Origin of the sequence: Campylobacter ureolyticus ACS-301-V-Sch3b, assembly GCF_000413435.1 — a bacterium.
Classification (GTDB): domain Bacteria; phylum Campylobacterota; class Campylobacteria; order Campylobacterales; family Campylobacteraceae; genus Campylobacter_B; species Campylobacter_B ureolyticus_A.
The window spans coordinates 398011-418953 of the sequence record NZ_KE340327.1 but is presented as its reverse complement, the minus strand read 5'-3'; the positions used below and the strand labels follow the sequence as shown (position 1 = coordinate 418953).

Annotated in this window: 27 protein-coding genes; 23 read left to right on the top strand and 4 right to left on the bottom strand. The window is 32.5% G+C overall.

Annotation, left to right across the window (positions count from 1 at the left end; translation table 11 throughout):
* The 4 genes from HMPREF9309_RS07300 to HMPREF9309_RS07285 form a co-directional block, all read right to left on the bottom strand.
* Positions 1-347: phage head morphogenesis protein (locus HMPREF9309_RS07300; RefSeq protein WP_462433787.1), on the bottom strand; the 347-nt coding region annotated here is incomplete at its 3' end.
* On the bottom strand, positions 340-1629 hold the full coding sequence (locus tag HMPREF9309_RS07295) for a phage portal protein family protein (RefSeq protein WP_016647293.1): 1290 nt from the start codon (positions 1627-1629) through the stop codon (positions 340-342). The genes HMPREF9309_RS07295 and HMPREF9309_RS07300, both read right to left, overlap by 8 nt.
* A 9-nt stretch (positions 1630-1638) precedes the next feature.
* Positions 1639-3138 (bottom strand): phage terminase large subunit, encoded by a 1500-nt coding sequence (gene terL / locus HMPREF9309_RS07290; RefSeq protein WP_016647292.1) that lies wholly within the window; start codon positions 3136-3138, stop codon positions 1639-1641.
* The gene (locus HMPREF9309_RS07285) at positions 3135-3596 is read right to left on the bottom strand and encodes a DUF1804 family protein (RefSeq protein WP_016647291.1); all 462 of its coding nucleotides are present in this window, start codon (positions 3594-3596) and stop codon (positions 3135-3137) included. Before HMPREF9309_RS07285 ends, terL begins: the two co-directional genes overlap by 4 nt.
* 254 nt (positions 3597-3850) lie before the next feature.
* Between HMPREF9309_RS07285 and HMPREF9309_RS07280 the strand changes: the two genes are divergently transcribed.
* The 23 genes from HMPREF9309_RS07280 to HMPREF9309_RS07170 all read left to right on the top strand — a co-directional run bounded on the left by HMPREF9309_RS07280 (position 3851) and on the right by HMPREF9309_RS07170 (position 20931).
* The gene (locus HMPREF9309_RS07280; protein ID WP_016647290.1) at positions 3851-4687 is read left to right on the top strand and encodes a phage protease; all 837 of its coding nucleotides are present in this window, start codon (positions 3851-3853) and stop codon (positions 4685-4687) included.
* Complete coding sequence (locus HMPREF9309_RS07275; protein ID WP_016647289.1) at positions 4687-5541, top strand: Mu-like prophage major head subunit gpT family protein; 855 nt, start codon at positions 4687-4689, stop codon at positions 5539-5541. The genes HMPREF9309_RS07280 and HMPREF9309_RS07275 overlap by 1 nt, the downstream gene beginning before the upstream one ends.
* A 272-nt stretch (positions 5542-5813) precedes the next feature.
* Positions 5814-6113: a hypothetical protein gene (locus HMPREF9309_RS07270; protein ID WP_016647288.1), complete on the top strand. Its 300-nt coding sequence runs from the start codon at positions 5814-5816 to the stop codon at positions 6111-6113.
* Positions 6110-6466, top strand: a complete 357-nt coding sequence (locus HMPREF9309_RS07265) for a hypothetical protein (RefSeq protein ID WP_016647287.1) — start codon at positions 6110-6112, stop codon at positions 6464-6466. The genes HMPREF9309_RS07270 and HMPREF9309_RS07265 overlap by 4 nt, the downstream gene beginning before the upstream one ends.
* The gene (locus HMPREF9309_RS07260) at positions 6467-6889 is read left to right on the top strand and encodes a DUF5675 family protein (RefSeq protein WP_016647286.1); all 423 of its coding nucleotides are present in this window, start codon (positions 6467-6469) and stop codon (positions 6887-6889) included.
* Entirely contained in the window at positions 6886-7218 is a 333-nt protein-coding gene (locus HMPREF9309_RS07255) for a hypothetical protein (protein ID WP_016647285.1), read from the top strand. The genes HMPREF9309_RS07260 and HMPREF9309_RS07255 overlap by 4 nt, the downstream gene beginning before the upstream one ends.
* Positions 7208-7501 carry a hypothetical protein gene (locus HMPREF9309_RS07250; protein WP_016647284.1) on the top strand — a complete coding sequence of 98 codons (294 nt, stop codon included), beginning with the start codon at positions 7208-7210 and terminating at the stop codon, positions 7499-7501. Before HMPREF9309_RS07255 ends, HMPREF9309_RS07250 begins: the two co-directional genes overlap by 11 nt.
* A complete protein-coding gene (locus HMPREF9309_RS07245) occupies positions 7494-7835 on the top strand; it encodes a hypothetical protein (RefSeq protein ID WP_016647283.1) in 342 nt (113 codons plus the stop codon). Before HMPREF9309_RS07250 ends, HMPREF9309_RS07245 begins: the two co-directional genes overlap by 8 nt.
* A 71-nt stretch (positions 7836-7906) precedes the next feature.
* Entirely contained in the window at positions 7907-8821 is a 915-nt protein-coding gene (locus HMPREF9309_RS07240) for a hypothetical protein (protein WP_016647282.1), read from the top strand.
* A 57-nt stretch (positions 8822-8878) separates the two neighbouring features.
* On the top strand, positions 8879-9355 hold the full coding sequence (locus HMPREF9309_RS07235; protein ID WP_016647281.1) for a hypothetical protein: 477 nt from the start codon (positions 8879-8881) through the stop codon (positions 9353-9355).
* A gap of 128 nt (positions 9356-9483) precedes the next feature.
* Positions 9484-9663 carry a hypothetical protein gene (locus HMPREF9309_RS07230; protein ID WP_016647280.1) on the top strand — a complete coding sequence of 60 codons (180 nt, stop codon included), beginning with the start codon at positions 9484-9486 and terminating at the stop codon, positions 9661-9663.
* Positions 9656-9877 carry a hypothetical protein gene (locus HMPREF9309_RS07225; RefSeq protein WP_016647279.1) on the top strand — a complete coding sequence of 74 codons (222 nt, stop codon included), beginning with the start codon at positions 9656-9658 and terminating at the stop codon, positions 9875-9877. Before HMPREF9309_RS07230 ends, HMPREF9309_RS07225 begins: the two co-directional genes overlap by 8 nt.
* Positions 9874-12213, top strand: coding sequence for a tape measure protein (locus HMPREF9309_RS08850; RefSeq protein WP_016647278.1), 2340 nt, complete (start codon positions 9874-9876; stop codon positions 12211-12213). The genes HMPREF9309_RS07225 and HMPREF9309_RS08850 overlap by 4 nt, the downstream gene beginning before the upstream one ends.
* A gap of 228 nt (positions 12214-12441) precedes the next feature.
* Positions 12442-13611 carry a hypothetical protein gene (locus HMPREF9309_RS07215; protein ID WP_016647277.1) on the top strand — a complete coding sequence of 390 codons (1170 nt, stop codon included), beginning with the start codon at positions 12442-12444 and terminating at the stop codon, positions 13609-13611.
* A gap of 2 nt (positions 13612-13613) precedes the next feature.
* A complete protein-coding gene (locus tag HMPREF9309_RS07210; RefSeq protein WP_016647276.1) occupies positions 13614-14681 on the top strand; it encodes a hypothetical protein in 1068 nt (355 codons plus the stop codon).
* Complete coding sequence (locus tag HMPREF9309_RS07205) at positions 14678-15685, top strand: hypothetical protein (RefSeq protein ID WP_016647275.1); 1008 nt, start codon at positions 14678-14680, stop codon at positions 15683-15685. Before HMPREF9309_RS07210 ends, HMPREF9309_RS07205 begins: the two co-directional genes overlap by 4 nt.
* A complete protein-coding gene (locus HMPREF9309_RS07200; protein WP_016647274.1) occupies positions 15682-16245 on the top strand; it encodes a hypothetical protein in 564 nt (187 codons plus the stop codon). The genes HMPREF9309_RS07205 and HMPREF9309_RS07200 overlap by 4 nt, the downstream gene beginning before the upstream one ends.
* Positions 16238-16984 (top strand): phage BR0599 family protein, encoded by a 747-nt coding sequence (locus HMPREF9309_RS07195; protein ID WP_016647273.1) that lies wholly within the window; start codon positions 16238-16240, stop codon positions 16982-16984. Before HMPREF9309_RS07200 ends, HMPREF9309_RS07195 begins: the two co-directional genes overlap by 8 nt.
* Before the next feature lie 9 nt (positions 16985-16993).
* On the top strand, positions 16994-17218 hold the full coding sequence (locus tag HMPREF9309_RS07190) for a hypothetical protein (protein WP_016647272.1): 225 nt from the start codon (positions 16994-16996) through the stop codon (positions 17216-17218).
* Between the two features lies 1 nt (position 17219).
* A complete protein-coding gene (locus HMPREF9309_RS07185; RefSeq protein WP_016647271.1) occupies positions 17220-19274 on the top strand; it encodes a phage tail protein in 2055 nt (684 codons plus the stop codon).
* Between the two features lie 11 nt (positions 19275-19285).
* Positions 19286-19657, top strand: coding sequence for a hypothetical protein (locus tag HMPREF9309_RS07180; protein WP_016647270.1), 372 nt, complete (start codon positions 19286-19288; stop codon positions 19655-19657).
* Positions 19658-19659: 2 nt separating this feature from the next.
* Entirely contained in the window at positions 19660-20049 is a 390-nt protein-coding gene (locus HMPREF9309_RS07175) for a hypothetical protein (RefSeq protein ID WP_016647269.1), read from the top strand.
* A 90-nt stretch (positions 20050-20139) separates the two neighbouring features.
* The gene (locus HMPREF9309_RS07170; protein ID WP_016647268.1) at positions 20140-20931 is read left to right on the top strand and encodes a DNA adenine methylase; all 792 of its coding nucleotides are present in this window, start codon (positions 20140-20142) and stop codon (positions 20929-20931) included.
* Positions 20932-20943: the final 12 nt, after the last annotated feature.

The following is a 20943-nucleotide window of genomic DNA, read 5'->3' as shown; positions in this document are numbered from 1 at the left end:
GTCCTTAAATTTGTATCAAAAATACGCTTTAAACGGCGCGCTCCAACAAATACTTTTTTTGGCTTACCACTTTTTGGATTATCTACTTCTATCTCACCCCACCAGCCACTTTTTTTAAGATGTGGGATTATATCTTTTTTCCATTCATTAAATGTAACGCCGTTATGAAATGCTTTAGTTAGTGAGTTTTGCATATCTTTTAAAAGATCTAAGTTCGTCATCTTAGCAATGGTAAAAACTCTTTTATGGGCATCATGCTTAATCTCATCGTAGTCAAAGTGAGCTTCTGGGTTTTTGGCTTTAAATCTAGCTACCAACTCATCAGGTTTTTTAAAAAAATCAATCATCATCAAGCCCTAAAATTTCGGTATTTTCTAAGGCATTTTGCATAACAGTTTCTAAAATATCAATATCCACATCATCATAAATTTCATATAATTTATCAAAAGCATCCTCATAAGTCTCACACTCCTTTAATAAAGTGTTTAAACTCTCTTTAATGCGTGATTGTATATCATTTAAAGGCTTTTTAAAGTTTGAACTAGACATAAAACTATCAAATTTATCAAGTGGTTTTAATGGCATTTTATAATTTAAACTTTTTTTGATTTTATCTTTTGGAAGTGGTAAATCAAACTCTTTTGCCATATCATCTATATCCATCTCATAACCAAGCGAGCTTAAAATTTGCAAGGTTTGAGCCCTTTGAAGTAGGTTTTTATCTTTTTCAAACTGGATATTTAAATCAACTTTTTTACCAAATCTTTGGTAAAATTTCTTAACCTCACGCGTGGCAAATTTAATATCAGCATCAATTATCTCAAAGCGGTTATTTTCGTGGATTTTACCTTGTGCGTAACTTCCAGTAGTTGCTGTGTTTGAGCTAAGAACTGATCCATTTATACACTTTGCTATCTCAGCATCACAGTAACGGATAAACTCCATAAAGTCTTCTTGGCTTCCACGCCCTTCAAGGATTTTGATCGTATCATTTACGCCAAATATCGCATAACTTCCACTTCTTAGGCTTTCAAATGCTTCACTCATATCTTTAAGCGTTTTTTCATCGCTACTATTAGCCCCACCAATTAACGGCGGAACGCCTAAAAACTCAGCAAATTTAAGATAAAGGCTTAAAACATATTGTTTGGCATAAGCTATCCAAAGAGTTTTTAACATAGCAGGATTTGAAGTAATGCTTATAAAAAATGGCTCTTTGGCAACAAAGCGATTTTTGCCTATTTTCAAAGTTGGCAAATTATCTCTAAACTCAATAAACTCCCTTCCAACAGTTTTAACCTTTAAAACCCCGTCATCTCCTAAAAATAGCTCCATTAGTGAAAAACCTGTAATTCTAGCTTCAATACTAGCTTTTATAATCTCTTCTATGTTTTCATCTTCACTCTCGCCTAGGTTATGAGTAAAGAATTTATTCAAAGTTGAGTTAAGCCTTTTTTCGCACTCACTGCCTAAGCTTGTATCTTTATCAATTAAGAGATTAAAAAGAGGAAATAGCTCTTGTTGATTTTTGGTTAGTAGTGCAGCTCTTACTCTACTAGCCGTTAATTCAGTATAATAGCTCATATCTGTTTTTATAAATTCTCTTTTTGGTTTTAAAAACTCTTTCATCAACAACTCCTATCCAAATATCTTTCTTAAAAAATTCTTTTTTTCTCTTTTTATTCTCATAAATTTATTAGCCTTTTCATAATCAAAATTTGGAGTTCTTGCTATCCTCCATGCAAACTCTAAGCTATCAAGCCCATCATCGTGAGCTGATTTTGGATAAGTATCAAGCTCATCTATAAAAGTGGTGCTAGATTTATCAATTAAAATCACGCCATTATTAATTGGTGGTGTTAGGCTATCGATTCTTAGTTCTTTTGCCACGCTGTTTTTAAGAGAAATTATAGGCAAGTAAATCCCAAGTTCACTTGCTCTTTTTTCTAAATAATCCTTAAAAAACTCTTGAAAAGCTACAGTTTCAATGGCTATTTTTAAAGGGCGATTTAGTCTTAAAATAGCAGCAGCTTCACTTATAATTCGCTCAGCCATAAGCTCGGGACGAAGCTTTGTCATCTTAACTTTTGCATAAAATTTACCTCCTAAAAAGCCCAAAATTGCAACACTAAAATAATCCCCTTTTGATTTGCCAAGGCTTGGATCAATTCCTATGTAGTAAGCATCACATAGTGGCATCTCATCAAATGTTTGATATGATGAAAAGCTAAGTTCTTCACTACTTAAAGGAAGTTGTTGATACTCGCTTAAAAATGCACCCTTGCTGGCTTTATACTCAAGCATAAATTTAGTTTTATTTAACGAACTATCATCTAAAATAAACTCATTAAGGTCAAATTCCTCTAAATTAAGCGGAAACTCTAGCACCAAAGGAAAAGTAAAGCTTTTAAAATCAGCTCTTTTTTCAAGCCTGTTTAATAAACAATCATAATGAAGTGTTGTGCCAATTGTTATTAAGTTATAGCTTTCATTATCTCTTGCAGGAAGTTTCATAATGGCTTTTTCAAACCAGTCATAAAGCTTATCTCTTTGACTTTTGGTTTTAACATTTTCATCGTTTTCTAAATCATCGCAAATTATTAAATCTGGTCTAAACCCACGCCAGTTCTCACCTCTTATCTTTTTACCTGAGCCATAAACACTTATTTTAAAAGCTTTTTTATTTGCATAAAATACTATCTCCTCATCAGTCCATTTAGCACCTTTACAAATGCCAAAGTCATTTATAAACAATGTGTTATTTTCTAGTTCGTCTTTAATAAACTCTAGTGTCTTTTTAGATAGGTCTATGGTAGATGAGACAATTACTGTGTTTCTTTTTTTATTTAAAACAGCCATTTCATAAAGCACAAAAAAACGGCTTATTAAGGTTGTTTTAGCTGCACCCCTATAAGCTTTAAACATAATATGCCTGTTTTTACTCATTAGTTCTTTATGATTGTCATAGATAAAGTTTCTAAATTTAGAAGTTTCAGGGAATTTTACATGATGATTAAAATATATTTCAACCATATTTTTAAAAGAGCTAGTAGCTTTTTTAATACGGTTTTTTTGCAAAGGATCTGTTATTTTATAAAGGTTTTTTAGCTTAGCTCTTAAGCTCTCAACTTCATTCATTGTTTTAATGTCCTAGCTAAAATTTCATCAGCATTTGAGGCTAAAAAGTTCATCACAACTTCATTGTTTTCTTTTTTGGCAATATCAGCAATGATCTCAATTGCTTTGCTTATACTTTCTAAAATCTTGGCTTTATCATCTACTTTTAAAGGGGCTTTTAGTTTGTAGTAGGTATTTGTATATTCTTTTAAAATTTCAAGTTGGTCTTTTGGGCTTAGTTCTTTTATCTTATTAAAAGCTAACTCATAGCTATTTATTAGGGTTAAAATAAACTCATTTTCACTTAAACTTGCTTTGTTCCTACTTGAGTTTAATGCCAGTGCGTCCCAATCAATTCCGTTTTTTAAATCATCAGCTTTTTTATTATACACAGTTTGTCTTGTTATACCAAAGGTTGTAGCGATATCAGAAATGCTAAAACCTTTGATATACATATTTCTTAATTTTTCATTATTCAAATTTTATCCCTTTGTTTTAAAAACGAATTTTAAGGCGTTTAGAGGGCGTTTAGGATTTAAAATCTTTTTAAACTTATACAAAAGTATTAATCACACTTAAAACGTCTTTTAAAGCCCTTTAAAAACTTTCAAACTTATGAATCTGCATTTTACCTTTAAAAAAGTTTTCTTTCACTCTAGATAGCCCATATATAGAGTGATTTAAAGAGATTTTACAGCTAAAATTGTGCCAGTTTTTTTAAAAGGAGAGATTTTTGAACATCTTAAGCCTTAACTACAAAAATGGCGAACTTATAAAAGTTAGTCCTATTGGAGAGATTGAGGGAGCTGATGGAAGGACATTTAAAATCGATGCCAAAAAAATAATAGAAAATATCAAAAAAAGTGGTGTTGATATTGTTTTAGATGAAAACCATAGTTTCGCAGGTGCGGTTGGCTGGTTTGATAAGGATAGTTTTGAAGCAAAAGATGATGGAATTTATGCAAAACTTGAACTTAATAAAAGAGGAATGGAGTTAGTTAAAGACAAAATTTACAGATATTTAAGCCCTGTTTATGATCTAAGTGGCAGGGATGTTTTATCGATTGAAAGTGTGGGACTTGTTAATAAGCCAAATGTATTAAATAACGCATTAAACAGCAAAGGAGACAAAGTGGAAAAAGAAAAAAATAGTGAGCTTGATGCTCTTAATGAAAAAGTTAAAAAACTTGAAGAAACAATCACATCTTTAAACAAAGAACTTGAGGGTTTTAAAAAAGATGACGATAAGGCTAATGAAAGTGATAAGGCTAACGAAAGCCAAAAGGTTAATGAAAGTGGTAAGGTTGATGAGGACTCAAAAGAGTTAAACTCAAGAGTTTTAAAAATCGAAAACATTCTTAAAGATTTTAAAAAAATAAAAAATGAAAGTGATAAAAACAAAGAGGTAAACTCAAGGCTTGAAAGCATGGAAAATACCTTAAAAAATATAAGTTCGTTTTTTGGTAAGAAAAACTTAGAAACAAACTCAAAGTCTGATTTAAGTGATGATGAAAAAAAGGTCGCTTTAATGCTTGGACTTAGTTTTGATGAATACAAAGGAGCAAAATAATGGCACATTTCGAAGAAACAGCAATCGGCTTTAAAGCTATATTTCAAAAAACATTTAATGATGTTAAAAGCGAAGCTGATATTTTAGCTATGAGAGTAAATAGCAATAATTTAAGTGAAAAATATGTTTGGCTTGGAAATTTTCCGATGATGAAAGAGTGGGTTGGAGATAGAGATATCAAAAAGTTTAAAGACTATGGATATACCTTAGAAAACCAGCCTTTTGAAGCAACTGTAACAGTTCCTAATAACCACTTAGAGTATGACAAGGTAGGTTTATATAAACCAGCTATACAACAAATGGCATTTAATGCTAAAAAATTTGGTGCAAAACTAATAGCTGATATTTTAAAAGATGCTGGGACTAATAAATGCTATGACGAAAAGCCGTTTTTTAGTGACACGCATGTAATTGGAACTGATACTTATGCAAATTTAGGCACAGGGGTATTAAGCAGTGATAACTTATTAGCAGCAGAGGCTTATATGATGAGCATTAAAGGTGATACTGGTCAAAGCCTAGGTGTAATGCCAACTCATCTAATTTGTGGTCCTAAAAACTTAGCAAAAGCAATACAATCAATAGAAAAAGCATATCTAACAGGTGGGGAAACAAATCCAACCTACAAAAGATACAGCCTACTTGTGCTACCTGAAATAACTGATACTAGTTGGTATTTAATGGATCTTGGAAAGCCTGTTAAACCATTTGTTTTACAAGTTGCAAAGGATGGCGTGTTTGAGGCAAGTAATGACCATAAATTTATGAAAGATGCTGCACTTTTTGGATGTAAAAGTTTTATGAATGCAGGATATGCATTGTGGCAACTAGCCTATAAATCAAGTGGAGCTTAAAAAGATTTAAAATCTTGATGACCTTATTAAAAAACTCTTAAAAATCCATGGCGTCACATACAAGAAGTATGCTCCTTGTGGATTTTACGAGTTTTTTATAATACCGCCTATTTTTGAAAATCTAGGCTTTGGCGTAGTGAATTTCAATAAGGCTTAAAAATAACTTAGGAGAGAAAAGATGCATTATAGCGTTGATATGTTTAAGGAAAAAACTAGTTCTAGTGTCCAGACAGAACAAAACACAGATGATGAATTAATCAGTGGAGATAACGATGAACAAGAAACTAAAACTAAGAGCCAAACAAAGCCTACAAAACGAAGCAGAAATAACAGACAAAATAGTGGAAATAGCACTAAAAGAGGCAAAGGATCTAACGAAGAACTTACCTCTTCCTGAGGCTTTGATATTAGATATTGCGATGTTTAGGCTAAAGCTTTTATTAAAAATTGAACCAACGGAGCTAGATCTTATACTTTTTAGAGATGCTTTAAAAATGGCTGATAAATTTAATGAAAATGGTGAAATTGTAAGTAATAGTTTATATGGTATGAGAAAAAGCGAGTTTTTATGAAAACACTAAAAGAGGCATATGAAAAAGTAAAAGAGATTTACCCTGGGGCAGTTGATGTTAGTAGTGATGATATCAAACAACCTGGGATTTATCTTTTACTAAATGGAGTTAGCAAACTTGACTGGCAGGTTGATTTGGTAAGCTTTAAAATTTACGTTGCTGCAAGAAGTATGATGAGTGATAATTTAGGTGTTATAAGCTTACTTGATGAACTAAGGCTAAAAGCCATAAAAGAGGCTATTAATTTAAAAGATGATCCAATTAGTGAAATTTCATTTTTAGGCTTTAAAGATAGTCTTTATATTTATAACTTTGAAATAGGTCTTAAAATTTATAGAAGCAAGGAAAACTAAATGAAAAAGATGATTATAAAAAGAATTGAAGAGATAAAAGACGCAACAATTGGTGTTTTTAGTATCTTTGATGAGCTAGGGGATGAACTCCTTACTGGCTATACACTTGAACCAGAGGGACCTGATACAACTGTATCAAATCAAGATAAAAGGATTCCACAAGGAAGGTATAACGCTGTTTGGAGCTATAGCCCTAAATTTAAAAGAAAATTGCCACTACTTTTTAATGAAGCTGTAAGCAAGGATAGAAGGATTTTAATCCATCAAGGAAGATACGGCTCTGATACAAGTGGGTGCATAATAATAGGCTCGGATCTAGGAAAAAATGGAATTTTTAACTCAATTAAAAAGTTTAAAGAGTTTTTAGAAGTAGTTAAATTTGATGATTTTATAGTTGAGATTGATAACGCAGGTGCGATATGAAAGTATTAAACCTCATACTTAAATATAAAAATGCTTTAAATTTTGTAGGCATAGTTTTAAGCATAATTTATTTTATCTATTTATCACTTCAAATTTCAGCTAAAAATAGTGAGATAAAAACGCTTAAATTTGACCTAGCAAATGCTAAATTTGAGCTTTTAAAGTGTGACAAAAGTTTAGAGACTCAAAACAATGCTATTAAAGAGCTTGAAATAAAAGGCACTCCAAAAGAGCCTCCAGACGTAGAAAAAGTTAAAAAAATTTATATTAAAGATCAAAGTTGTGTAGCAGAGCTAAAAGCTTATAAGGAGCTTTTTGATGAAATCTAAATTTCTTATATGCCTAACAAATACCAGCTCAAAGTTACAACACTTAAAATTTATCTTAATTGTAGGTTTTTTAGCTCTTTTTACTGGTTGCAGCATCAAGCCCGAGCCTGTTTATAAAGAAGTTTTAACGCCTATTAGATGTCAGGCTAAAATGCCAGTTAAACCAGTAAATGACGGCAGTTTTGAAGCTCATAAAAATAAAATGATTTATTATCTAAGATGTGAAAGCACACTTAAATACTGTTTAGGGCTTAGCCAGCTAAAAGGAGATAAAGATGATTGAAAGCGATGTTATAGATAAAAGTGGAAATTTCATAGCTGGGGCTGATAAATGGGGAACTTTAAGCGTGACTGTGTTTTTTGTGATTATCTTTTTGCTTTTGATTGCGGGGTTATGCTACTTTATGAAGTTTTTGTTAGGTGAGATAAAAAGAAGTGTTGATGAAAACACAAAAGCTACAAGAGATAACGCAACTCTAAACAAAGAAATAGCCAAAGGCATAAGCGAATCAAACCAAAACACCTCCAAAAACAAAGAAGTAGTGAATAAAATTTCAATTAAACAAGATGAAATTCATGAAGATGTAAAAGAGATTTTACGTCTTACAAAAAAGTAGAAACAATGTCGCAAATACTGACTAAAAAGCTTTATTTGCTTAATTAATCAAAATTTAAACAAGGAGAGATAATGGCACGAGTATTAAGTAGAACTGGTTTAAAGGTAGGCATAGAAACAACATCAGGCACTTACAAAGAACCTACTCAAGTTTTAAAAGTTACTTCAAACATCCAGCCAAAAGTAAGCTTTGATGAAGTGGAAATTCCAAATTTTGGCTTTTTTGGAGGGGCAAAAGATGTTGTAACCATAGCGGACTGGGGACAAATGGAAATTGAGGCTTCAACTTGCCTTTATAAAGATATAAATTTTTATGATAATTTGTTTTTGATGTGTAACCTTAAAAGTAAAGAAGACACTACTAAAAAAACTATTACTTACACACCAGATACTCACTCGCCAACTACTGGAAGTGTGGATCTAATTTTGCCTGATAGGAAATTTAAAGGCAAAGGAGCAAAGGCTGGATTTTCAATAAGCGGCAAAGTTGGCGATAAATTAGAGATGAAATTTAACATTAAAGCTGCATATGATGGTGAAGTGGTTGAGCCTCAAAGTATAACTGATATTAAAGCTGGTGAGGCTTTACTAATAAGACGCTTAGGAGCTATGAGTTTAAATGGGGTGCAGATTAATCTAAGTGAGTTTAGCTTTGATATGGGAAATGTTATTAACTATGAGAAATTTACAAATATCGGTGAGTTTCATATGAGTGATTATGAACCAAAGCTAACTTTAAAAATGAGACTTGAAAGTGGTGGTGATAGTGGCTTTAGGGAGTTTGCAAGTGGCGATGTGATGAGTTTTGAGGCTATTTTTAAAGATAGTGCTGGAAAGGACATATTTAAGCTTAGCATACCAAGAGCAAAGATATCTAAAACACCTGAGTTTGAGGATATGGATGGGATTTATGTGATTGAGCGTGAATTTTTAGCGTTATCAAACAAAGGTGATGATAATTTTAGTTTAACTTACTATAAGGAGTAGGAAAGATTTAAAATCTAGGCTACGCGGTAGCAAAATTAAATTAAAAAGGATAAAGAAATGATAACAACAGAATATAAAATAAATTTAAAAATAGATGATGAAGTTTTTGAACTAGAGATAAAAGATCCAAGCAAAAAGGAAAAACAATCCTTAGAAGCTAAAGCAAACGAAAGCATGAAAACCTTAAACGAACTTCAAAATTTAAATGATGAGTTAAGTCTAAATGAGAGCATTATAAAAACAAACAGTGATTTAATTAAGCAAAACTCTGCCTTGGATAAAACTAAGCTTTTGCTAGAAAATAAAGAGCTTTATGTAAGAAATGCAGCCATTAAAAAAGATCTTTCAGATTTGCAAAACCAAGATGATATATCAGCAAACCTAGAAAGACTTTTTAGACTTAGAAGTGAGCTTTTTATTAGTGGTGGGGATAAAGAAAGGTTATTTAAAACCCTTGATGAAAAAGGGGTGAGATATGAGAGCTTATGGGAGCATTTAAATAAAGAGATTTTAAAGGAAAACGAAAAAAAGTAACTAAGCTTTGTAAATTTATAATCCAGCTTTATAAAAATAAGGAGTTTCCACCAACTCCAAAGAGCAAGGCTGATAAAGAAAATTTAGAAAGCTTAGGTGTTGTATTTTTAGATAGTGAGTTTGAGACTTTGGTAGTAAAAATCTTTTTAAACTCACTTAAAAGTCAAGATTTTGGATATGAGATGGAGTTTTTATATGTTAGGGAAATTTGCTTAAAGCATGGTCTTGATATAGAGATGATTTGGGAGATTTTAAATAAGATGCTAAATGCGCTAAATAGTGAGCTAGTAAGGAAAGTTAATGTTTAAGACTAAAACTACTACAAAAAACAATATAGAAAAAATACTATATGAAAATATCTTTTTAAAGTCGCTAAAGTTTGATCTTGGCTCACCCTTTTTTGGAAAAACAATTATAGCTAGTATAAAAAGTGCTATAAAAAGCGTTAATACTCCGAAATTTGGAACTAAAATCATTTTAAATCCTTTTATTTATTATAGCAAATTTAGGTTGAAAAAATGAAAAATTTAAATATAAAAATTTCAGTTGATAGTGCAAATGCCAACTCAAATGTCGATAAACTAAGCAAAAGTTTTAAAAACTTAAAAGATCGAGTGGACTTTGGAGCTCATTTATCACAGTTTGCAGCTGGACTTAGTGCTTTAAGTGGAAGCATTGCAGGTATGATAGATAGGTCTTTTGAACTAGCTGATAGTTATAAAAGCCTTGTTGCAAGAGTTAATCTAGTAAGTAGTTCAAATAACGAGTTTATAGCAGGAATGCGTGAAATATACGCTATCTCTCAAAGCACCGCATCAGGTTTTGAAAGCACTGCAGGGCTTTATACTTCACTTAAAACAGCTACTGAAAGTTTAGCCATTTCACAGCGTGATTTATTAGGCGTAACAAAAACAATCAATCAAACTTTAACTATAAGTGGAGCAAGTGCAAGTGCAAGTAGTGCTGCGCTAATTCAGTTATCCCAAGCCTTTGCAAGTGGAGTTTTAAGAGGTGATGAGCTTAACTCCATACTAGAACAAAGCCCAAGGTTAGCAAGAGCAATAGCTGATGGTATGGGTGTCACAGTTGGAGCACTAAGAGAGCTTGGAGCCCAAGGCAAACTCACTGCAGAAGAAGTTTTTAATGCTTTGCAAAATCAAGCAGATACTATTAATGATGAGTTTTCAAAGATGCCTTTAACCATCAGTAACGCAAGGGTTAAAATTTCAAACTCTCTTTTAAGCTTGGTTGGTGATTTAGATAGTGTTAGTGGGGCAAGTGGCGGTGTGGCTGATAGCTTAAATCAGCTTTCAAACTGGATAGATAAAAATAAAAGTAAAATTATAGAGTTTGGATCTGATACGTTTAAAAGCTTTCAGCTAATTGGCTCAAGCTTAATTTTAGTAGTAAATGCAGTTAGAGAAGCTTTTTTAAGTGCAGTTACTTTGGTAGCAAGTGGGGTTAAAAATCTAAGTGATAGCATAAATAAAACAATTAACTCTATCTTAGAAAAAGTTGAGATTGCAATAAATTCTTTTAATAATTTCATTGGAGTTGGTGAAATAAGCCTAGGGCGAGTTGATGTTGGAGCAAATATCAATTTAGATGCTTTAAAGGCTGAATTAAATAAAGCAAGAAGCACAACAGATGAAATTTTTAAAAGTATTAAATATCAAATTAGTGATATTGCTAAAGATAGTGCCGCCGAAGCTAATAAAGAGCTTGAAAAAATTAAAGTAAGCGATATTAAAAACAAAGTAAATAGCTCTAAAACACTTATTAAAGCCCCTTTAAAGGGTGTTAAAACAAAACTTATTGATCCAAAAAAAGAGTATTTAGATAGGCTAAATCATCAAATAGCTTATTATGATGCGATAGATGATCTAGAAAACAAACGCTTAAAACAAAGAGAAAAACGCTCATTTGAGTTAAAAGAACTTGGGCTTAATGAACTTCAAATTTCTAAAAAATTAGCCGATGAAGAGCTTAAATATAAGCAAGATAAAGACCTTGAGTTTTTACGGTTTAAAGAGAGGTATTATGAGCTTTTAGGAGATAAAGTAAAAGCAAGTAATTATCGCTTAAAAGGGCGTGAAATAGAGATGAGGCGTGATGGATACTCAGGTCTTGAGATCTCAGATGCCCTTTATGGTAAAGATGCAAGAGATCAAAACTATGAGAATTTAAACAGTTCTATGGGTTATGATCTAGGCATAACTAATCAATTTCAAAACAGACTTAATGCCCTTGATGAGTTCCAAGCCATGGAAGCAGCAAGAATTGAAGCTCACTATGCATCACTTGAGCAAACCCAGTCAAACCATAGAGCCAAGCAGCTTGAGTTAGATAGACTTGGGATGCAATACCGAATGAGCATAGCTGGTGCTGGGTTTGATGGCTTAGCAAATTTAGCAAAGATGTTTTATGATGCAAGTGGTGGCAAAAATAAAGCAGCTTTAAGAGCTTATCAATCAATGATGGTAGGAAAAGCTATTGTAAATACTTACACCGCTGCAACTAATGCTTATGCAACTGCTGGTAATCCATATCTTGGAGCTGCTCTTGCAGCTATTGCTATAGCTCAAGGAATGGCTCAAGTTGCAATGATAAAAGCGCAAAAATTTCATACAGGTGGGCTTGTAGGTGGTGGATTAGAGCGTGATGAAGTCCCAGCTATTCTCCAAACAGGAGAGTATGTTTTAAGTAGGCGTGATGTGGCAAATTTAAAGGATAACTCTAAAAATGAGAGCAATGATGGTGTTGTGATAGTTAATACTTTAGATAGTGCTGTGTTTGAGCAGTGGGCAAATAGTAGAAATGGAAAAAGGGTTATAAAAAATGTTATATCAGGGGAGTAGTTTATAAATCCCTTGTTCGCATCAAAAAACAGCCCCCACGATTGATGCTCACAAGGGATTTACTTTAAATATTTGATGAGTTTTAAAATAGCTTAGGATAAATTGGGGCGTATTCGTGCAAGTCGTAGTGAATTTACGAAGCGAGTTATCGTCTGATAATGAGCGAGTAAATTTGCTAGGACTTGTGAGAAGGTGTGGCTGTTTAGAAGTTTTAAAAAAGGAGTAAAGATGTATGTAGAAGGAACTTGCACTGGAATGTTTGAGTTACTTGAAGTTATAAAGCAAACTGCAATAAGTGTGGGGTGGGTGCTTCAAAAAGAGGTTAGCTTACCTTTTAATAAAGTTTATAACAACGAAAGCTTTATAAACTCAAACCCAAATTTAGTGGATGATTTATTAACTACAAAAGGGCTTGAGAGTTTTATAAACTTACCTAGAAAAGAGAGCATTAAAGGAGTTGTTATAAAAGGGCTTGAAAGTGGTGGAGTAGTTAGCATATATGGAGTGCTTGAAGACAATACCGAAATCTTAATCAAAGATAATCTAACAAAAAGTATAAATTTTGAGAGCTTACAAAAATATAATAGATACAAAACTTCATCAACTAAAAATGTATCAGAGATAAACTTAAGTATTAACTCTAATGATATAGTTCAAAAAGAGATCTATTTACAAAGTAGTGGAAGTAGCGATATGGAGCAAATTTGCGTTAATTTTAAAGCTTTTTTAGTTCCAAATGATTATACAAATTTAATGTGTAGCACGGCTTTAAGTTTTTCAGATGCACTTAGTTTTAATGACCAGCTTAATAGCCTAACTTCAAACATTGCAGGGCTTGATAATGAGATAAAATATTTTTTAAACATTGATAAAAACCGCATAATTTTAGCTATTAAAGTCTTTAATGAAAATGACCCATACCAAAAAGACCCCCTTTATCAAATCGGATACTTTGGAAAGTTAAGAATTTATGGTGGGGAGTGGAGTTTTAGTTCAAACTTTGCAAGTATTGGTGGAAGTTATGATTTAATGGCTAGATTTTCTAGTATAGAAAGAGGAAATTTAGAAAATCCAAAGCTTTTAATAAATCAAGAAATTGTAAATCCAAGCTCAAACATCACAAATTGGAATAAAGAAAACCTTGATATCTCACCTTATCCAAATGGTGAGCTATTTAGCACTCCTATATTTTACTATAAGAAAAATAGTAGAGATATTACACAAGGGGCAAACTCTAATGGAGGGATTTATGGAGAGCTTGATGGCATAGTTAAGATAGCTGCAACTACTAGAATTAACAATGAAGATTGTATTAGCATTAATGATAGTGAGTATGTTGTTATCCAGGATGGAAAGATTAATAGTGCATATAATTTGTTTGCTATAAAAAAGGAGTAAAAATGATAGTTGAAAGTGGAACTTGTTATGATAGATTTGAGTTTTTGATTATATTTTCAGCATTTGCGCAAAAATGCGGCTGGAGTGTAAATAAAGAGAGTAAAACAGAGCTTTATCTTAAAAATAGTCTAAATAACTACCTTCAAATTCAGCTTGATTATGTAAATGCAAATGGAGCTTTTGTTGCTTTGTTTGCAGGAGCAACTGGCTTTGATGAGAGTAAAGACTTTGAAAATCAACCAGGCTATTCAAGGCTTAATCAACATAGTGCTTATAAATCAGCCGCGCAGATAACAACAGCACTATTTTTTAACTATAAAAACAATGCTGATTATGATATGCAGGGGTATACCTTAGTTGGAGATAGTGATACTCTTTTTTGTAATATGGAGTTACGCCCTAATGCAACATACTCTTTTTTTAGCTCAAATTTAAAGAAATTTCACGATTTTAATGGCGGGCATATTATTTTTAGTGACTGTTTTGCTGGATATGGTCCATATGGAAGTTATAACCGTATGAGTAAAGGTGCAAAATGTATTATAAGCACTAACTATACACCATTTGAATTGGTTCAATATGAAGATAACAACTCATTGTTTAATATTTTAGTTGGTGGGAAGTGGCATACTAATCAATCAAATAGTCCAAGAGATACTTATAGTCTTATTACAAAAAGTAGGATTATGACAAATTTACAAGAGTGGAATAGGTTTTTAACTATTTTAAACAGTCAATCAAAAACAAGCTCTTATTACATAAACAACAAAGACTATATAAAACTATCAGCATTAAGTGTATATGAGATAGCTAAGGTTATAAAAGATAAAAACACAGGGCTTAATGTAATGATAGCTCCTGAGTTTTTCTATAAAAATGATTTAGAAAGCTGGACACATGCTGGAGTGCTTGAAAAGATAAGAGTAGTTGGCTTTTTAGGTCTTAAAAACAAAGCCCAGCTTCATATGGGAAGTGAAAAATTTATGGTGTTTGAACCACATGGAGATCTATATTACCGCAATAAAAAAGTGGATGAAAGAAACAAATTTGGTTTGGCGGTGAAGCTATGATGATAGGTTTAGCTGGAAATCAAAAGATCTTTACAAACTCAATAATCTTAACTTTAAGTAGTGGTAAAAATGCAAATTTAGTTAAAACCCATAAAGCCACTACCAAACAAAGAGATAAAGTTACAAAAATTTCAAATTTAAGCCATGCCTTTTACCACGATAAAGCAATGTGGGCTTATATCGTTAAAAAGGATAAAAATAACAAAGAATTTACCACTACTGATAGAAGCTTAGATTTTGAGATGATAACTTCTGATAAGGTCTTAAAACTTCGCCTTAGAAATGCTGATACCAAAGATAGCACCTTAGAAAATATAGACATAACATCAAGTGGAGTTATAGTCCAAGGCACTAAAATAGGTGATATTTATAAACCCAACGAGTGGCGAGAAGTTAGCATTATTGCCGGAGCTGTTGGTGATATAGACGCTGGTGGGGTAGTAAATTTTATCTTTACAAATCAAGCTATTACTATCTTAATCAAAGGCACAAGAGCTGTAATTTTTAGCTACAGACCAACTTATAACTACACTGAAGGCAAGATCTATAAAACTTCTATATTTACCTCCCAAAACGCTAAAGAAGTTCGCTACTCTTTGGCTGATGGTTTTAAGAAAAAAGTTAGTTTTAGTGTTACTTCAAAAGAAATCGAAAGTGGCGTGGCTGAGATATTAAGCTTTGCAATGCAAAGATATTGTTTAGTGCCACTTTGGAATAGCACTACAATTAGCAAAACAAGTGGAATGCTAAATGTATTGAGCTGTGATACTACTTTAAAAGAGTTTGATAAATACTTAGTAGTTTGGAGGAGTTTCAAAGATTTCGAGTTTGCAAAGATACTAAATTTAAGTGATGATAAAATCATAATCGATAAGCAAGTTAACATAAACACAGGAGATTTTATCATCCCACTACTTAAATCAACACCTAGGCAAAGTTTAAATTATAGCGTTTTAACAAGTGAAGTGAAAAGCTATGAGCTAGAGTTTATGGAGCTGTTATGATGAAATATTTAAATAAAGACATTTGGTTTAAAGCCCCTTTAATCAAGCCTAAAATCACTCTTAATAACAACTACACATTAGTTGGAAAAAATAGACAAACTAAGTGGAGTATAACGCCAAATGCTAGGATCATAACTCACAACTATTATGTGCATGATTTAAGTGAGTTAAGGGAGTTTGAGAGCTTTTTTGATGATAAAAAAGCAAGGGTTAAAAGTTTTTTCATACCAAGCCACACAAAAGATATTATCTCTTTAAAAGCTCCAAATGGTGTAACTTCATTTAAGGCAATTAGCTCAAACAAACCTTTTTGGATCTATAACCAAGCAAGGCATTTAATCTTTGATAGGAAATTTGCCAGTCAAATTTTAGATATTAAGCAAATCCAAGATTATGAAGAGATAGTTTTAAAAGACCCCCTACCTTTTGAGATAGATAAAAACACTTTGATTGAAGAGCTTATAAATGTTAGATTTAACCGCGATGAGATAGAGTTTATAAAAAGTGGTGCGGTTGGATTTAGAACAAACCTAGACTTTAAGGAGGTATTTTATGAATGAGCTTTACGAGTTTATCTTAGAAAACGAAGTTATTTACTACACATCAGACTTAAATGACATAGTAGTAAATAATCATACTTATAAATCAGCTAGTATCTATATAAAAGAGCTTTCAAAAGATAGTTTAAACGATGATGCGGCAATTGTTTGTGAGGCTTCAATTTATCCTATAAATTTGTTTAAATTTTTTAATCCAAGCGTAAATGTTTATGTGAGGATCTTAAAAGAAAACGGCGCTCAGATTTTTGTTGGGCGGGTAAAGGATTGTGAGTTTAGCTTAAGTGATGGAAAAGCAACTATTCGCCTTGCTACCTTAGGTGGGCTTATGAAAACAAAAATCCCAACTAGAACTTATAGTAGAAACTGCTCATTTGAGTGCTTTGATAAAAATTGTGCGTTAAATAAAGATAAATTTAAACTTACTTTACTAGGAAGTCAGTGTGAGATAGCAAAGGATTTTATGAGTATAAAGTCCCCTTTAATCAAAGCAAAGCCACTTAATTATTTTAGTGGTGGATATGTTGAGTTTAATCGCCAAAGAAGTTATATCACAAAAAGTGAAGGTGAGACGATTTATTTAATGTTTCCTTTGGCAAATTTAAACTCTACAAGTGTGATAAATTGCTACGCTGGGTGTGATAAGCTTTTAAAAACTTGTAAAAGTAAGTTTAATAATGGGGTAAATTTTGGTGGATTTGCGTTTGTGCCAAGTAAAAATCCAATTACAGATGGATATTAAGGAGTAATTATGTTTTATGCGATCATTGCAGCAATCGCTGCAGTAGCCTTAGTTGCAGTATATCTTATGATGCCAACTCCAACTATGGATAATGCCTCATCAGCTGGGCTTGATGATTTTAACTATCCAACAAACTCAAATGGCAGGGTTGTGCCAGAAGTTTTTGGAACATGTCATGTAAGAGGAAATGTTATCTGGTATGGAGATTTAAGAAGTTCTGAAATAAGGAGTTAAAATGGGAAAAGGTAGTGGTAGCTCATCTCAAGTTATAGGCTTTGCCTACTTTTTAGGACTGGCTTATGCCCTATGCACAAAGGTTGATGAGCTTTTGGAGTTTAGACTAAATGGAGATATTGGTGCAAAGCCCAATTTAAAAGGGTGTGGAAGTTTTGCTGCTGTAACTGGTAGAAATGCTCCAACTCATGGAAGTGGTAATTCAAAATCAACTATTCATTTTTACGATGGGACGCAGGACTTCCCTAATGAGTATCTAACAAATCAAACAGGAGAGAGTTTAGCCTATAAAAACACGGCTTATTTCGTATTGAATGGATTTATTGGTGACAATGTAAGAAGTGCACCAAATTACTCGTGCGTTGTAAAAAGAACTTCTTTAACTAATTGGGGTAATAATAATGAGATAAATGATGAGATAAATGGTGATGTTAATCCATCTTCAGCCCTATGGTATATGTTGGTAAATTTAATCGGACTTGATAAAAACGTCCTTGATGAGAGTAGTTTTATAAATGCCAATAAAGCACTAGTTAAAGAAGGTCTTGGCATTAGCTTTGTGATGAGTAAACCTCAAGAAGCTAAAGAGTGGGTGCAAGAGATTTTAAGAACAATTGATGGAGTACTTTGCATAAATCCAAGTAGTGGAAAACTAACTTTAAGATTATTAAGAGATAACTATAAACAAAGTGATCTGCTCCTAATAAATGAAAGCAATGTGGCAAATTTGAAATTTAAAAGAAAGGCCTGGGATGAGACATATTCAAGGGTTACGGTTAAATATACCCAGCGTGGTAGCTTTAGTGAGGCAAGTGTAAGTGCCATAAACTCAGCTACAAGGCAAACTCTTGGCTTTGAAAGAGCTTTTAGTGTTGAGTATATGAGTATAACAAATGCAACTAACGCAAATAAAGTCCTAACCAGACTTATGAGAAAACTTAGCTATCCTTTGGCAAATTTAAGATTTGAGGTAAGCAGTGATGAGTTTAAAAACTTGATGGTTGGAGATGTTTTACTTTTTTCAAATAAAGCTTTAGGTGTAAGTGATATGTCAATAAGAGTGCTAAATATAGGAAGTGATAAAGAAGGAAGCCTTAGCGTGGAGGCTTGTGAGGATGTATTTGCGCTAAAAAACATAACTATTACAAGTGTTCAAGATGATCTTTACAAGCCAATAGATTTAAGCATTGAGGAGCTAGAGCACTTCGGCGCAGTTGAAAGCACCATAGAAATGGGCGATGAGATGGGAGTTTTACCGCTTATGGTTAAACCAAAGGGCTTTATACAAAAGATGAGTGTAAGAGATGGCTTAAGTGGAAAAAGCGTGGATATTAAGCCATGGAGCTTAGGTGTTTTAAGTAAGGATTTTGAAATAAGCGAGGAAATGGGTGATGAGCTAAATTTCGAGATAGATGAGATAACTCCTTTATGGCCTGTAAAAGGAACAAGGGCTGGGTGGCAAAGAATTAAATTTACTTGTTTAATAGATGATGAGTTTATAAATTTTCAATTTAGACAGAGTTTAGGTGGTGGCAAATGGAGAGTTAAAACACTTATGAGAGGACTTAGTGGAACAAAGATATCAAGACATTTAAAAGGAGCTAAAGTTTGGTTTGCACCAGTTGATGCAAATGATCTTATCACCTTGCCACTCATTGCACCAAATACAACACTTTTTTATGAAGTATCAAATTTCGCTGTAAAAAGTGAAGTTAAAAAGCTTAGTTTTTCTCACTCACAAGGTGGTAAATATCCATACCCACCATCAAATTTAAAAGCTTTTAGAGAGGGTGAAAAAGTTATCTTAGAGTGGAAAAACTGCGTTAGACTTCATGGAGCAAACTACCGAAATGCTGATAATTTAATAGCAGGGGTTGATGAGGGGTTAAATGAAAATAAAATCATAATTAAGTGGTTTGAAGACAATAAAGAAAATGTATATGAAACAAAAGGTGAGAGATTTGAGGTAAAAGCAAGCCCAAGGACTACTTTTTATCTGTGGCAAGTAGCATATAAGGGTGGGTTTTTAAGTAAAGAAGTTAGTATAACTATTTAAAAGGAGAAACAATGGCAAGACTTACAAACGGACTTGAAACAATGGAACTTGGAGTTACTAGTTGGCGAATCATCATAAATGATAACTTTAAAAAGCTTTATACAAAAGATGAAGTTGATGCAAATTTAAAGAATTATCAGTTAAAAACTGAGCTAAATGAGACATTAAAGCTTTATGTAAAAGCCCAAAGCTTAAAAGACTACGCCCTTAAAAATGGAAATAAAGAAAATGATTTTTATACTAAGAATTTAAATGTGTTTGGAGAGTTGATACTAGCTAGTACAAGTGATTTAAACGAAACTACTTTGCCTCAAAGTCCAAGTGGCTTTATAAAGCTAAAAGTTGGCGATAAAGTGGTAAAAGTGCCCTATTATAAGGAGTAGTGATGAGCATATTTGAGATAATGCAGCGTTTGGTAGCCTTACTTAATGATATAGATGTAAAAAGCATTAAAATAGGACTTGAAAGAAGTATAAATATAGATGATTTCCCGCTTATAAGAGTAGTGCCAAATGATAATGAACTTGACACATTTGATGGGTGGGCTGAGGATATTTATTTTAGCATTTATTTGGGTGATAGTGTTGATGAGAATTTAGAACTTTGTCTTAAAAAACTTTATGAGTTAGAAGCAAGTATTAAGTTTAGACTGCATAATTACCAATTTAGTGATGGCGGACTAATTAGGTTCATAAAGACTTCTAAGAGTGATGAGTTTAGGCATTATACTTTATTAAGAAGTGATTTTAAGGTAGAGAGTATAAGGTTATTTTAGGGGGAAACCCCCCTTGTAAAACTTATGCAAGTGGCATTTTACCACTATTTAAAACTTATGCTAAAAAAATTACATTTTAAAAGGAAAGTTATGAAAAACTTTAAACTAAAATGTAAAACTTATGCAAAATGTCGTGCCCCATTTGCTTGGGTTGGTGGGAAGTCAAGGTTAGCAAAAGATATAATAGCCCTAATGCCAGAGCATAAAACCTATGCTGAAGTATTTGGTGGTGCTTTGAGCGTATTTTACCAAAAGGCTCCTTCAAAGCTAGAAATTATTAATGATATAAATAGTGATCTTATAAACTTGCACCGAATTATAAAGTCAAGACCCATAAGTCTTCAAATAGAGCTTAACAATATGCTAAGAAGTAGAGAGATTTTTGAGTTAATAAAAAATAAAGCTATAAAGCCAAGAAATAATGTGCAAAAAGCAGCGTTTTACTACTATTTGATAAGCCTTAGCTTTGGAGCTAAGATGGATAACTTTGCGATGAGTAAAAGCTTAAGAAGTCCAAAAAACATCTATAAAAGCTTTGAAATTTATAGTAAGCGTTTAAAAATGGCTGTGATAGAAAACTTAAGTTATGAAAATTTTATAAAAGAGTATGATGGCAAGGAGACTTTATTTTATTTAGATCCACCATATGTTGGAACTGAAAGTTACTACAAAATGCCAAGGACGTTTGATTTAAAAAGCCATGAGAACTTAGCTTTTATTTTAAAAGGTGTAAGGGCTAAATTTATACTTTCATATAATGACTGCCCGGTGGTAAGAAAGCTTTACAAAGACTTTAATATTAAAGAGGTTTCAACTAATTATAGCCTAAATATAAACTCAATAAATAAAAAGGCTAAAGAGCTTATAATAATGAATTACTAAGACTTTAAAGGG

Coding starts and splice junctions, on each gene's coding strand:
- HMPREF9309_RS07295 (WP_016647293.1), bottom strand. CDS start 1,629: ATGAAAGAGTTTTTAAAACCAAAAAGAGAATTTATAAAAACAGATATG.
- terL (WP_016647292.1), bottom strand. CDS start 3,138: ATGAATGAAGTTGAGAGCTTAAGAGCTAAGCTAAAAAACCTTTATAAA.
- HMPREF9309_RS07275 (WP_016647289.1), top strand. CDS start 4,687: ATGGCACATTTCGAAGAAACAGCAATCGGCTTTAAAGCTATATTTCAA.
- HMPREF9309_RS07270 (WP_016647288.1), top strand. CDS start 5,814: ATGAACAAGAAACTAAAACTAAGAGCCAAACAAAGCCTACAAAACGAA.
- HMPREF9309_RS07265 (WP_016647287.1), top strand. CDS start 6,110: ATGAAAACACTAAAAGAGGCATATGAAAAAGTAAAAGAGATTTACCCT.
- HMPREF9309_RS07260 (WP_016647286.1), top strand. CDS start 6,467: ATGAAAAAGATGATTATAAAAAGAATTGAAGAGATAAAAGACGCAACA.
- HMPREF9309_RS07255 (WP_016647285.1), top strand. CDS start 6,886: ATGAAAGTATTAAACCTCATACTTAAATATAAAAATGCTTTAAATTTT.
- HMPREF9309_RS07250 (WP_016647284.1), top strand. CDS start 7,208: ATGAAATCTAAATTTCTTATATGCCTAACAAATACCAGCTCAAAGTTA.
- HMPREF9309_RS07245 (WP_016647283.1), top strand. CDS start 7,494: ATGATTGAAAGCGATGTTATAGATAAAAGTGGAAATTTCATAGCTGGG.
- HMPREF9309_RS07240 (WP_016647282.1), top strand. CDS start 7,907: ATGGCACGAGTATTAAGTAGAACTGGTTTAAAGGTAGGCATAGAAACA.
- HMPREF9309_RS07235 (WP_016647281.1), top strand. CDS start 8,879: ATGATAACAACAGAATATAAAATAAATTTAAAAATAGATGATGAAGTT.
- HMPREF9309_RS07225 (WP_016647279.1), top strand. CDS start 9,656: ATGTTTAAGACTAAAACTACTACAAAAAACAATATAGAAAAAATACTA.
- HMPREF9309_RS08850 (WP_016647278.1), top strand. CDS start 9,874: ATGAAAAATTTAAATATAAAAATTTCAGTTGATAGTGCAAATGCCAAC.
- HMPREF9309_RS07215 (WP_016647277.1), top strand. CDS start 12,442: ATGTATGTAGAAGGAACTTGCACTGGAATGTTTGAGTTACTTGAAGTT.
- HMPREF9309_RS07210 (WP_016647276.1), top strand. CDS start 13,614: ATGATAGTTGAAAGTGGAACTTGTTATGATAGATTTGAGTTTTTGATT.
- HMPREF9309_RS07205 (WP_016647275.1), top strand. CDS start 14,678: ATGATGATAGGTTTAGCTGGAAATCAAAAGATCTTTACAAACTCAATA.
- HMPREF9309_RS07200 (WP_016647274.1), top strand. CDS start 15,682: ATGATGAAATATTTAAATAAAGACATTTGGTTTAAAGCCCCTTTAATC.
- HMPREF9309_RS07195 (WP_016647273.1), top strand. CDS start 16,238: ATGAATGAGCTTTACGAGTTTATCTTAGAAAACGAAGTTATTTACTAC.
- HMPREF9309_RS07190 (WP_016647272.1), top strand. CDS start 16,994: ATGTTTTATGCGATCATTGCAGCAATCGCTGCAGTAGCCTTAGTTGCA.
- HMPREF9309_RS07185 (WP_016647271.1), top strand. CDS start 17,220: ATGGGAAAAGGTAGTGGTAGCTCATCTCAAGTTATAGGCTTTGCCTAC.
- HMPREF9309_RS07180 (WP_016647270.1), top strand. CDS start 19,286: ATGGCAAGACTTACAAACGGACTTGAAACAATGGAACTTGGAGTTACT.
- HMPREF9309_RS07175 (WP_016647269.1), top strand. CDS start 19,660: ATGAGCATATTTGAGATAATGCAGCGTTTGGTAGCCTTACTTAATGAT.
- HMPREF9309_RS07170 (WP_016647268.1), top strand. CDS start 20,140: ATGAAAAACTTTAAACTAAAATGTAAAACTTATGCAAAATGTCGTGCC.